Consider the following 12999-nt stretch of genomic DNA (forward strand, 5'->3'; position numbering starts at 1 on the left):
CCCAAGCACCTCGCAAATGCAAGTTTTCTAAGCAAATTTCGATATAGCCTTTATAAAAAAATAGGGTCGGATTCAAATGAATCCGACCCTATTTAGGATATTATGCTTCTTGTTTCTCTAACGTTTCGCCAAGAGCTTCAAGTCTAGCTTGAACTTCTTCCGTTGTTAGATTGTGTTCTTGAATATATAGGTTGCGAGGGTGAACACGGCATTCATGTGTACAGCCTCTCATATATTTATGCTCATTTTCCTCAGAGCAGATAATTTGTTTATTACATTCAGGGTTAGCGCAATTTACATAACGTTCACATGGTTGTCCATCGAAGTAATCTTTCGCAACGACAACATGTTCTTTTTGATTAATATCTACTGAGATACGTTCATCGAATACATAGCATTTGCCATCCCATAGTTCTCCTTGTACTTCTGGGTCTTTACCATAAGTAACAATTCCGCCATGTAATTGGGCTACGTCTTCAAAGCCTTCTTTAATCATCCAACCAGTGAATTTCTCACAACGAATACCACCAGTACAGTACATGAGAACTTTTTTGCCTTCTATTAAATGTTTATTTTTACGCACCCATTCCGGCATCTCGCGAAATGTTTTTACATCAGGGCGAATTGCACCTCTAAAATGTCCTAAATCATATTCATAATCATTTCTTGTATCTACAACAACGGTATCTTCACGTTGCATTGCTTCGTACCATTCTTTTGGAGAAAGAAATTCCCCTGTCAATTCTTGTGGATTTGTATCCTCTTCTTCAGGTAAACGAAGTGTAACTAGTTCTTTACGTGGACGTACATGCATTTTTTTAAAAGCATGCCCATCATGTTCATCTACTTTAAACATGATATCTTTAAATAGTTCACTGTTACGCATTGCTTCCATATATTTGTTTGTAGCCTCAACCGTTCCAGAAACGGTACCATTAATTCCTTCTTTAGCTACAAGAATTCTTCCTTTTAATCCAAGTTCCTTACAAAATTGAAGATGCTCATCAGCGAAAGTTTCAGGATCTTCAATATCTACATAATGATAGTACAATAATACTCTGTAATCTTTGTTTTCCATTTTATTTACCACCTATTCCATTTATATTTGCAAGATACAAATGTAAGTTGGTCTTTACTATTCGTTTTTAGTCTTGCAAGTCATTATTTTATCACGTTTTTATCCTTTATTCCAGTCTATAAAAAATAACCCAAAATACCAATTGCCCTACATTTTATCGTATATTACAGTTTTTTACACAAGCAAAGGTGGTACATTCCTGCATCAAGTCAATATACGCAAGACCCTACTAGCGAAGGGAATAACTGGAAACCTTATTACAATAAACATGGGAAAAACAAAAAGCATATATCAGAGAGAAGCTTTCAAAGGAGAAACAGTGAAATCTACGGTAAACGCAAAATGGACGTAGAGCTGATCTTAGGACTCCTGAAGGCTAATTTGCGTTTCACTCGTTTCTCTGTAAAAGAGAAAGTAAAAAATGAAATGGGATCCGCATTCCTGCCGGTAAACTTGAGAAAGTACACCGCCAGGAGACCTAAGCAAAACGAAGGTTAAAATAATATTTAGCTTATTATCAGCTAGTTATGTCCTAGCCTCAAAACAACATGTTTTCTTTTTCACTAAAAAAGGGTATACTGGTATTAGAAAATGAATACATTAAAAAAGACCAAAGGTGCGCTAACACCTTTAGTCATACAATAGCTTGGTTCCCTACAAGGGGGCTGGCCCGATTAGTGATATTCCACCCTATTAATGAGCCGCGAACTCAAGGGTGGATTTTATTTATGGTTTTTATCTGACATAATCGCAACTATTAACGCTCCGAAACTAATCATTAGCATTAATCCTTCTGCAACTGTCATTAGCACCACCCCCTTTTGGGAGCGTGCCAACCACCCTTGAGTTAACCTATTTTAGCCATTGTCCTATAATTATAACATTTTCAATTCTCATATTGTGACCAGTAATGAAATTATTTTAATTTTACTTGGCGATTAACTTTACGGTATTAAGAAAAGATAACTCTCTTTGCTTTCTAAATAGCTTTGAACTGCATTTATTTTATCTTTTTCAGTAAATTTAGTCATAAGAAAACTGCATCTCCAATTATTGTGTGTCCAACAATTGGGGTGCAGTTTTTTTCTGAATCAATAGCAAAATCTTTAAATAATGAAAAGAATAGATTCTTTTGTCATTTCTTCTATACCTTATGTGATATGACAAAACTTCCTATAACGATAAAAACTTGAACCTTGTCTCTTTAATTATTAATCATTTTGTACTATTATAGAAGTATAGATTATGTAAGTGCTTACATTATGAGTTTAACAAAATAATAAATAGGCAGATTAACCGTTGTAAAAAATGGGAATCTTAATACAGTAGTTAATATAACAACATACATGATGTAGGAGTGTACAGAAGATGAACAACAATGGGGTAAATCCGTGGGCAGATGTGAAAGGTCCTAATATGGGCTATATTTTAGAACAGTATGATTTATATTCTCAAGATCCTAGCTTAGTTGATAAGAGTTTTAAAGAATTATTTGATGTTTGGGGAAATCCCGAAGCTATGATGGATAATGAAGAACAATCATCCAATCATATATCCATGAATGTTCTTTTAAATAAAATGAGAAAATTAGTCTCTGCGGTTACATTAGCAGAAAATATTAGAGCTTACGGACATTTGGAAGCGGATATTTTTCCTTTAGAAAAACAACCATCCAATGAATTATTGAATCTAACGTCTTATAAATTAACAGAAGAAGATTTAAAAGAAATACCTGCTGAATTTATTTGTAACAATAATAGTGTTAAGAATGGCCTTGAGGCAATCAATTATTTAAAGGAAATTTACACATCAACCATTGGCTTTGATATCGATCATATGGATATCCAAGAAAAAGATTGGTTAAAAAATAAAATAGAATCCGGTAATGTTTCTAAGGAAATTACTAATGCTGAGAAAGAAGCGTTATTCCATAGCCTGCTATCAGCTGAGGGGTTTGAGCAATTTTTAGGAAAAACATTTGTTGGTCAAAAAAGATTTTCAGTAGAAGGATTGGAATCTTTAGTTCCGGTAATGAATGAAGTTATTAATCTTTCTGCTAAAGATGATATTGAAAATGTATTAATATCTATGGCGCACCGTGGAAGACTGAATGTGTTGACGCATGTCTTAGAGAAACCATATGAAGCCATTTTCTCTCAGTTTCAACATGCGAAATGGGAGAATGCTGATCCAACTTTAGAAATGACCGAGGGAGCTACGGGGGATGTGAAATATCATCTTGGCGCAACAAAGAGAAAACAGATTGGTGATAAGAAGGTTACGGTTTCTCTAGCAAATAATCCTAGTCATTTAGAAATTGCTGGAACGGTAATAGAAGGATCCACAAGAGCAGCACAAGAAGTACGAACGGAGAAAGGATATCCAAAACAAGATGTTTCCAAAGCCATAGCTGTATTAGTTCATGGGGATGCTGCCTTTACTGGACAAGGTGTAGTTACTGAAATACTTAATTATGCAAATACAAAGGCATATAGTACTGGTGGAACTATCCATATTATCGCTAATAACTGTATTGGTTTTACGACTGAACCCGAGGACGATCGTTCGACGAAACATTCAAGCGACATTGTGAAAGGTTTTAATGTTCCTATTTTCCATGTTAATGCTGACGACCCAGAGGCTTGCTTAAAGGTAGTTCAATTGGCTTTTGAATATCGTCAAACATTCCATAAAGATGTGCTCATTAATTTAATTGGCTATAGAAGACTTGGACATAACGAAATGGATGAGCCTCGTTCTACAAGCCCACTTATGTACAAGCTAGTTGATAATCATCAAACGATTACTGCGATATATAAAGAGAAACTTATAAATGAGCGTTCGTTAACGGATGATAAAATTAACGAAATGGCGAATCAAGTACAACATAAATTACAGCGGGCATATAACCATATCAATCAAGAAAAAGAACCAATCCGTACCACTCAAGACAGACATGAATTATATAAGAGTGAGCTACCTAAAATCGATACTTCCGTTAGTAAGGAAACACTCTTAACTATAAATAATGCTTTACTACAATGGCCTGAAGGATTTAATGTTTTTGGTAAGTTAAAGAAAATATTAAACCGCCGAAAAGATGCACTTGAAAATAATAAGAAGGTGGACTTTGGACATGCCGAAACTCTAGCATTTGCATCTATTTTAAAAGATGGCACACCAATCCGTTTAACTGGGCAAGATTCTGAACGCGGAACCTTTTCACACCGTAATATTGTTTTAAGTGATGAAAAAACAGGGGAGAAGTACAGTCCGCTTCATCAGTTAAGTTCAGCAAATGCTTCTTTTGCCGTTCATAATAGTACGCTTTCAGAGGCCGCTATATTAGGCTATGAATATGGCTATAACGTATTCGCAAAAGAAACGCTTGTTTTATGGGAAGCACAGTTTGGTGATTTTGCAAATGGAGCGCAAGTTATTTTTGACCAATTTATTTCTTCTGGAAGAGAAAAATGGGGACAAAAATCTGGATTAGTGATGTTACTTCCTCATGGATATGAGGGGCAAGGTCCTGAGCACTCTAGTGCAAGATTAGAACGGTTCTTACAATTAGCGGCTGAAAATAATTGGACTGTTGCCAACTTGTCTAACTCAGGTAACTATTTCCACATCCTTAGAAGGCAGGCAGCACTTTTAAATACGGATGATGTTAGACCACTAGTTATCATGTCACCTAAGAGTTTATTAAGGAATGCATCTGCAGGAGTTTATCTAGAGGATTTAACAGAGGGGAAATTTGAGCCAATTATAAAAGAGCCAGGATTGGGAAGAAATCCAGATCATGTAAAACGACTGGTATTATCAACTGGTAGATTGGCCGTAGAACTATCTGATTATGTATCCGAAAATAAGGAAGCTTATGATTGGCTTGATATGATTAGAGTGGAAGAACTTTATCCATTCCCAGCAGAAAAAATTAGTGAGGTATTAAGTAACTATAAAAATTTAGAGGAAATCATCTGGACTCAGGAGGAGCCTAAAAATATGGGGGCATGGTCTTACATGGAGCCGCGTTTACTAAACATTGCACCTAAAGACGTTGCTGTCCGGTATAATGGTAGACCCGATATGGCAAGTCCTTCTGAAGGAGACCCGTTAGTGCATAAAGAAGAGCAATTCAGAATTATCCACCAAGCTATTAACAAAACAGTTAAGCAGGAAACGAATGTTAGAAAAATTAGCTAATAATGGGAAATATAGACTATGCAAGTGTTAAGTTAGAAAATAGGGAATTTTGAAACTAAAATAGAATTTTTTGAGAAAAAGTCTCCTTAACACTTGCATTTTGTGTTAAAAAAGGTTAAAGTTAAAGAAGCAAAAGGAAATTGGAGCAATACTTTACGACCTCCTACTTAGGAGCTGTAAAAGTATTTTTGATTCCATTACTTTGCAGCAAAAAGTTATAAGGAGGTCATTTACATGACTGGTAAAGTAAAATGGTTTAACGCAGAAAAAGGTTTCGGTTTTATCGAACGTGAAGATGGAGACGATGTATTCGTACATTTCTCAGCAATCCAAGCTGAAGGTTTCAAAACTCTTGAAGAAGGTCAAGATGTTGAATTTGAAATCGTTGAAGGTAACCGCGGACCACAAGCAGCTAACGTTACTCGTATATAATTGATTTTTAAAAGGTTTATCTCATTTAGGAGATAAGCCTTTTTTGTTGTTTATAGCTGCATTGGCGTAATGGGGGCTGACAAATTGGCTATAACCCCGATACCGTAGCCTAGGAAATAAATTAAATTATAATAAATCATTGCATGAACAAATGAATTTTAGGTATAATATAAATAGAATTATAATAAAATAAAAAGAGAAGTGCGCAAACACTTCTCCATGCAACCTTCTACCGTCAGGGTGGTGGTTGTCTATGTTGTTTACTTTTTCTGAGAACCACCCTTTTGCTTTGGACGACACGGGGTGGTTTTCTTGTTTTCTAGTATGTTTTTCCGAAAGAGGAAAGCACTTAGTTCACGCACAATCCCTTTCAGAACTTCTCGTAGAAATTTTAGAAAACTTGACATTTGCCAATCCTTTTCGGCAAATGTCTTAGTTGCACTTATGCAGAAAGAATGTGTATGCTTCTTTCTGCCAAGAAATGTTTCCATGATTATCACCTCCTTCCCAAGAAAGGAAAGAAGAGCGACAACCAACCACCCTCACAATATTCAGTTGCTACTTTATTTTATCATATAGGTTATTGTATTATAATCTACTTTCCTTCGACATATTATGACAAAAGCCATTAATTAACCTAGTTTTCCTTTTGTGCACTTCCCGGGTTATCTAGGGAAGTTGAAGACCCAAAAAATATTGGATAGCTCTTTTATTTGTGCTACGATGAAATGGAGATTCTAGCTATAGATGATAATAAACTTCTTGTGGATCGTTTTTTAAATGAGGTGAAAAAATGTTAAGTAAGGAAGATAAAGATAGACAAGTCATAGAAAATTATCAAGAGAATGAAAAAATGATGATATTGGTTTTTGCACAGTGGTGTATCAATCATGATTTGGATCCGGAACAATTGTATGAAGAGGCTTATCCAAACCAGGGTAAAAATAAGGTGCTATTAGAAGTGCTAGAAAATACGGTTTCTAAAAAGGAATCGGAAGAAATTGATGATCAACTGGTCATTCAGGCACTTCAACTTTTTGGAAATGATGACTTGGCTTTTATCGTTCAAAAAGAAATAGAGAAACGCGAGCGGAAATAGGTCTCGGTTTCTCTATATCTTTTTATTCGTAAACTTCTTTCGGAGCTGTAAATAAAGATTTATCCTCGATCTTATGCGTAACAATAATCAGGATCACCCCAAAGAAAATCATACCCCAGCGACAAAGGTGATTTCTCTGAATGAAAAATGATTTGTCAGTAACAGACTGCCTAAGGTTGCCCCAATCGAATTTGCTAAGTTGAACACAGATGCAGCAATCGTTCCAGATAAGGCTGGAGCTTCTGTTGCTGCAAGAATGATTTTTGTATTTAAGATTGGCGTGGTACCGAATGTTCCAGCGCCGAATAGGAAACAAGCGACATAAGTTAAGAATGGATTCATCAGTAAGAATGTAAAACTGATAAGTACCGTTCCTAAGATCGCCATGGCTACCATTAAGCGTTCGGTCAGTACTTCAGGCTGAAACCTTCCAGATAAGAAATTCCCGGTTACTGCACCAAACCCAAATAGAAATAATCCAATCGTGATACTGGTTAGGTCAAAACCTGCAAGTTCTCTCAGCATCGGTTCTGTGAACGTATAAGCAGTGAATACACCAGAAAAACTAAAGACAATTATTGCAATCAGCATCCAAACATTTTTATTTTTTAAAACAGCTAATTCATTCTTTAATTTAGGAACTTCTTTTTGTTTCATATTTGGTGTAACGATCATGAGACCAATTAAATTAATAACTCCCATTAAGGTAATAAACCAGAATACTAATCTCCAATCAAGTATTCCGCCGATATAGGACCCAAAAGGAACCCCTAACATAACAGCGATTGTAAGCCCTCCCTGCACTGCAGCAATTGCGCTTGTGCGTTTATGAGGAGGAGAGATTTCTACTGCCATACTCATGGCTAGACCAAAAAATGGTGCGTGCATGGTTGCGGAAAGAAGTCTTGAGAGAAGTAGTATTTCAAAAGAAGGTGCTGTTGCAGCAACCATATTACTTACGATAAAAATGGATATAAGTACAATTAATAATGGTTTCGGTGAATATTTAACTGTTAGTATCCGAAGCAGTGGGCCACAAACAGCAACACTAATAGCATAAACACTAAGCAGTAGTCCTGTTGTAGAAACGGCTACATCTAAATCAGCGGCAAATTGCGTTAGTAATCCAGTTACCGCATATTCCGTCATGCCAATTGCAAATGTACCAATCATAAATATCGATAAGATCACATTTCGTGAAAATTTCATTGTTATCGTTAACACTTCCCTTCCGTCTACCTAAAAAAGCAATAGCACTATCATATTGGAAGAGATGTTCCGTGTCTAGGTTTCTAAATAAAAAAGTAATATTCAGATTAATGGATGTGCAAACATTTATAAGACTCTGGAAAAATGAAGCGGATTGATAAAAAGTCCGCTAACAAAAAAAGACTTCTGCTAGTAAAACCTAGCTGGAAGTCTCCTTTAATTTTTGAACAGTATTTAAGCGTATTGCTCAAATAATTTAATTAATGCTTGCGTACCACTATCTTCTTCTCCTTTTTCGGCCAATTCCTTATATAAATTTAAGGACAATTCTAAACCAGGAGTAGACAATCCAAGCTCTTTTGCTGATTCCAAAGCAATTGTCATATCTTTTATAAAATGTTTTACATAAAATCCAGGTGCAAAATCTTCTTTTAACATTCTTGGTGCAAGTTTAGAAAGAGAGTAACTAGCTGCAGCCCCCGTAGAAATGCTATCAAGAACTTTTTCTGGATTTAATCCGGCTTTTCGAGCGAAAGCAATAGCTTCTGAAACACCTATCATATTAGAAGCGATAGCAATTTGATTGACAAGTTTTGTGTATTGTCCCGCACCCGCTTTTCCTTGTAATATGATATTTTCCCCCATTACTTGAAAAATTGGTAAAAGGGAGTCATAAGCTTCTTGTTCTCCGCCAATCATAATAGCAAGGGTACCATTTTTTGCACCAATATCTCCGCCGGAAACCGGAGCATCGAGAGCATGAATGTTTTTTTCTTTTGCCGCTTCGTATATTTTTACTGCTAAAGAAGGCTTAGAAGTGGTCATATCAATGACAAAAGATCCTTGTTTAGCATTTTCTAAAATTCCGTTAGAACCGAAATAGACTTCTTCTACATCGGAAGGATAACCGACCATCGTTATAATGACGTCTGAATCATTTGTTAATTCTTTAACTGTAGCCTTCCATGCCGCCCCGTCTTTTATTAGGTCATCTGCTTTAGCCTTTGTCCTTGTGTAAACATTGATGGAATATCCAGCTTTTTGCAAATTGGCAGCCATACTTTTCCCCATTACTCCAGTACCAACAAAGCCTATTACTGTATTAGTATTTACCATTTTCCTACTCTCCCTTCCTCTTTAGTTAATTTTATCGTGTTTGGTAATTTATAACAAACAATTAACTAAAAATTGTTTGTTTTCTAAAGGATGGGATTGGCGGTATTGACATGAATTGGGAGTGCCGATTTAGAATCAATCTATCTTAGTTACACATAGTATAGATAGGAATCATTTTAAGCCACACATACCAATTTCATGGAGGGCTGATTATAATGATCTCAAACGATCAACTAATGAAGTGTAAAAATATGTTAATTCAAAGACAAAATGAATTAATTCATCATATACAAGACCATTTTGGAAGAACTCTTGAAATGGCTAAGGAATCGGTTGGGGATTTATCTAATTATGATAACCATCCGGCTGATCAAGGAACTGAACTGTTCGAAAGAGGGAAGGATTTAGCTTTAAATGAACATACCGAAAAGGAATTACAAGATATTAATGAGGCACTACATGCCATAGAGGAAGGAACGTATGGTATTTGTGCTACATGTGGAGCGGATATCCCTTCTGAGCGATTATTAGCCATGCCGACAACCGATCGCTGTGTGAAGCATGCAAAAAGTCGAATTTTTGATCATCCTAGAACGATGGAGGAAGAAGTCTTTTCTCCTAATATAAATCCTAATGAAATTACGGATGAAGAACAAGTAGGGTATGATGCGGAAGATTCATGGCAAGATGTCAGTCGATACGGTACAAGTGAAACTTATTCAGACTTTTATACGGACATCGACAATTATGATGACATGTATCCAAACAGTGATGAAAATGTTGGCTTTGTAGAGGACTATGAAAATTTTGTAGCGGCAGACATAGATGGGAGTTTTACTGGGGTTACACCAAATCATAAGAAGTATGAAGATAATGAGGAAGCACAGGAGTTTTAGTGAGTTACCTTTATTAAGCATACCAAATTTAAATGGTATGCTGTTTTTTTATGGGGATTTTTTCTCAGTTTAGTGGGCTGCGTGTGCTCATGGGTTGGATGAGTTGCGGAATGAGGAAAGGAAAGCTGTGTTCCGCAACTCATAAGGTGAATGAGTGCCCGAATGAGAAGAAGAAAGTATAATTCGGTCACTCATAAGGTGAATGAGTGCCCGAATGAGAGGGAGAAAGTATAATTCGGTCACTCATAAGGTGAATGAGTGCCCGAATGGGAAGAAGAAAGCATTATTCGGTCACTCATAAGTTGAATGAGTGCCTGAATGAGAAGAGGGAAGCATTATTTGGACACTCATAAGTTGAATGAGTGCCTGAATGAGAAGAGGAAAGCATTATTCCGTCACTCATAAGCTGAATGAGTACCGGAATACAGAAAAGGAAACCCTGTTCAGTCACTCATAACCACGATAAGCCCTTGGACAACCATTCTCTCCAAGTATTTATCGTCTACATAAAAAAACGCTTGGATCCTCCAAGCGTTTTTTAATATTTGTAAAATAATACTTCACGGTATAAGGTTATTTTGCCATTTCTTCCAGTTTTAAGTCAGTTTTATGAAATTCACCGTCGCGAACATATTCCAGTTTAACTTTGTCCCCTACATTTTTGGAATACAGATATTTCCTTAGTTCCAATATAGATGTTACTTCATTACCATCAATTTTGGTTATGACATCAAATTGTTTTAAGCCTGCACGATCTGCTGGTGAATTAGCTTGAACGTTTGCGACAACCATTCCTCCCTCTACCTCATTTGGGAGTTTAATTTCATAACGATATTGTGGTGGAACTTGCATTAGAGAGACAGTAGAAATACCGATTTGTGGTCTTGTTATTTCTCCGTCCTTTTCCAATTGTTCCATGATTGGTAGGGCAGTACTTGTTGGAATGGCAAAACCGATTCCTTCCACAGAACTTTGGGCTATTTTCATTGAATTAATACCAATAACCTGACCATCTGCATTCACAAGTGCTCCTCCACTATTACCTGGGTTGATAGCAGCATCTGTTTGTATAACTTCAGTTACCCAGTCTGGTTGGCCGTCAGAGTTTGTGTCCACTGAAACAGATCGGTTCAAACCGCTAATAATTCCTTTTGTGACGGAGTTAGCAAATTCTAATCCTAATGGGTTTCCTATTGCTAATACAGTTTCACCAACAGTTAAATCGTCTGAAGATACCATATCAGCGACTGTGTTTATTTTTTTTCCATCGATTTCTAGAACAGCTAAGTCTGTTAAATCATCTTCACCAAGGACTTTTGCTGGAATTCGGTCATCTTCATTTAAAACTACTTCCACTTGTTCTGCACCATCAACAACATGTTGATTGGTTACGACATAAGCTTTTCCATCTTTCTTTTTATAAACGATTCCTGAACCTGTACCTGCTTCTTCACTACCAGTCCAAATGTTTTGTTGTTGTAGGTTTACCACCCCAACAACTGCTTCAGATACTTCTTGTATATTGGATGATACATTTGCATCTTCTGCAGAAAGTTTTTCAGTCGCTGGTTTTCCATGTACTTGGACAGCTTCTGAAGTTTGTTGTTCTGAATTAGCAGTATCTTCCGTATCAATGACACCACTAGTAAATAGGATGGTAACTAGAAGAGCAGATATAATACCACCGACAATTCCTCCGAAAATTGCAGTTAGCAAGGATTTCCCTTGCTTTTTCGTATTTCGTTTTTTACTTGGCTTGCTATTTTCTTTATTAGAATCATCAGAGGATGGTTGAGGGGGTGGGCTAACATGATTGCGTTCTTCTATTACCTCATTATTTTCTGGTGTATCCATAGAGTTTTCTTCATTTTCCTGATTGTTAAAGTCAGGATCTTGAGAATAACGATGGTCATTATCACTCATAAAAATCACTTCCCTTAACTTTTGTGTATTAGTGGTTGTTCAAAAAGTCCGGTGAAAATGACGCGGTGGGACGCGTAATCGGAGTCCCAGGACGTTGCTTATTTAGCTGACCACGGTCTTTTTCATCCTTCTTTTTGAACTCTTATATTTATTATACTACCCTTAGTATAGACACTTCCAGTGGAACGGATAAGGTATAAATGTGGCACAAATGTGTAAAACAATATGTATGTTATTGTCAACCTTCTTATAATTATGTAAGAATATAAGAAGATGAAGATATTTTTTCTTATCTGCATAAGTGAAATGAAGGCAGCGTAAGCAGGTGCCAATCTAAGAAAAGGTGAAAAAATGAATTATTTAATTGGATTAGTTGAAGATGATATGAACATTCAAAATATAGTCTCGGCTTATTTAAGAAAAGAAGGATATCAGGTGGAAATCTTAAATTCGGCAGAGGAAGCAATGGAAATATGGAAACAAAATCCACCCGATATGTGGATTTTAGATATTATGCTACCGGGTATGGATGGGTATGAATTGTGTAAAAAAATAAGAAGTGAAAGTGAAGTGCCTATCATTATCATTTCTGCTAAGGATGATGAAATTGATAAAATTTTAGGGTTAGAATTAGGTGGGGACGATTATTTAACAAAGCCGTTTAGCCCAAGGGAACTTGTTGCAAGGGTAAAACGTTTGTTTAAAAGAACGAGTCTGTCCCATCAACCAGCATGGATGGATGGGGATCGATTGAGCGTAGATGAACTTGTTATTTTCAAAAGCGATAGAAGAGTATTTTGGCAAGGGACAGAATATGAAGTAACGACCAAAGAATTTGATATGTTATATTTTCTAGCCGAAAATATAAATCGCGCATTTTCCAGGGAAGATTTATTAATGAAAATATGGGGTAATGATTATTTCGGAAGCGATCGTGCAGTAGATGATTTAATTAAACGCATTCGTAAAAAATTTACCGATATTCCTATTGAAACCGTGTGGGGATATGGATATAGAATGCGAAATGAAGAGGAATAGGC

10 protein-coding genes and 2 pseudogenes are annotated in these 12999 nt (G+C 36.3%); 6 read left to right on the top strand and 6 right to left on the bottom strand.

The features are described 5' to 3' along the window. Positions 1–100: 100 nt before the first annotated feature. Positions 101–1078 (bottom strand): oxygen-dependent tRNA uridine(34) hydroxylase TrhO, encoded by a 978-nt coding sequence (trhO, locus tag MHI02_RS03150; protein ID WP_047183642.1) that lies wholly within the window; start codon positions 1076–1078, stop codon positions 101–103. Between the two features lie 198 nt (positions 1079–1276). Between trhO and MHI02_RS18520 the strand changes: the two are divergent. Further along, positions 1277–1576: pseudogene (locus tag MHI02_RS18520) on the top strand (transposase); the annotation flags it as partial. Between the two features lie 224 nt (positions 1577–1800). Here MHI02_RS18520 and MHI02_RS03155 read toward each other — a convergent pair. Beyond that, on the bottom strand, positions 1801–1884 hold the full coding sequence (locus MHI02_RS03155; protein ID WP_225344134.1) for a putative holin-like toxin: 84 nt from the start codon (positions 1882–1884) through the stop codon (positions 1801–1803). Positions 1885–2446: 562 nt separating this feature from the next. Between MHI02_RS03155 and MHI02_RS03160 the strand changes: the two genes are divergently transcribed. Then, positions 2447–5284, top strand: coding sequence for a 2-oxoglutarate dehydrogenase E1 component (locus MHI02_RS03160; RefSeq protein WP_341165625.1), 2838 nt, complete (start codon positions 2447–2449; stop codon positions 5282–5284). A 234-nt stretch (positions 5285–5518) separates the two neighbouring features. Then, positions 5519–5716, top strand: coding sequence for a cold shock domain-containing protein (locus MHI02_RS03165; RefSeq protein WP_047183640.1), 198 nt, complete (start codon positions 5519–5521; stop codon positions 5714–5716). Positions 5717–5976: 260 nt separating this feature from the next. Here the strand turns inward: MHI02_RS03165 and MHI02_RS03170 are convergent, their stop codons facing one another. Continuing rightward, a complete protein-coding gene (locus tag MHI02_RS03170) occupies positions 5977–6207 on the bottom strand; it encodes a hypothetical protein (protein WP_145524149.1) in 231 nt (76 codons plus the stop codon). 302 nt (positions 6208–6509) lie between these two features. On the opposite strand from MHI02_RS03170, the gene MHI02_RS03175 reads away from it, so the two are divergent. Then, entirely contained in the window at positions 6510–6815 is a 306-nt protein-coding gene (locus MHI02_RS03175; RefSeq protein WP_047183639.1) for a hypothetical protein, read from the top strand. Between the two features lie 22 nt (positions 6816–6837). Here MHI02_RS03175 and MHI02_RS03180 read toward each other — a convergent pair. Then, positions 6838–8024: pseudogene (locus tag MHI02_RS03180) on the bottom strand (MFS transporter). Between the two features lie 234 nt (positions 8025–8258). Then, on the bottom strand, positions 8259–9140 hold the full coding sequence (locus MHI02_RS03185; RefSeq protein ID WP_047183637.1) for an NAD(P)-dependent oxidoreductase: 882 nt from the start codon (positions 9138–9140) through the stop codon (positions 8259–8261). Positions 9141–9355: 215 nt separating this feature from the next. On the opposite strand from MHI02_RS03185, the gene MHI02_RS03190 reads away from it, so the two are divergent. Then, a complete protein-coding gene (locus MHI02_RS03190) occupies positions 9356–10036 on the top strand; it encodes a TraR/DksA C4-type zinc finger protein (RefSeq protein WP_047183636.1) in 681 nt (226 codons plus the stop codon). A 573-nt stretch (positions 10037–10609) separates the two neighbouring features. Here MHI02_RS03190 and MHI02_RS03195 read toward each other — a convergent pair. After that, the gene (locus tag MHI02_RS03195) at positions 10610–11959 is read right to left on the bottom strand and encodes a S1C family serine protease (RefSeq protein ID WP_341165627.1); all 1350 of its coding nucleotides are present in this window, start codon (positions 11957–11959) and stop codon (positions 10610–10612) included. 351 nt (positions 11960–12310) lie between these two features. Here MHI02_RS03195 and MHI02_RS03200 point away from each other — a divergent pair, with 351 nt between their 5' ends. Beyond that, positions 12311–12997, top strand: a complete 687-nt coding sequence (locus MHI02_RS03200) for a response regulator transcription factor (RefSeq protein ID WP_047183634.1) — start codon at positions 12311–12313, stop codon at positions 12995–12997. The last annotated feature ends 2 nt before the right edge of the window (positions 12998–12999 follow it).

The sequence above is a fragment of the Oceanobacillus sp. FSL K6-0118 genome (assembly GCF_038006665.1).
In the GTDB taxonomy this organism is placed as follows: domain Bacteria; phylum Bacillota; class Bacilli; order Bacillales; family Amphibacillaceae; genus Oceanobacillus; species Oceanobacillus caeni.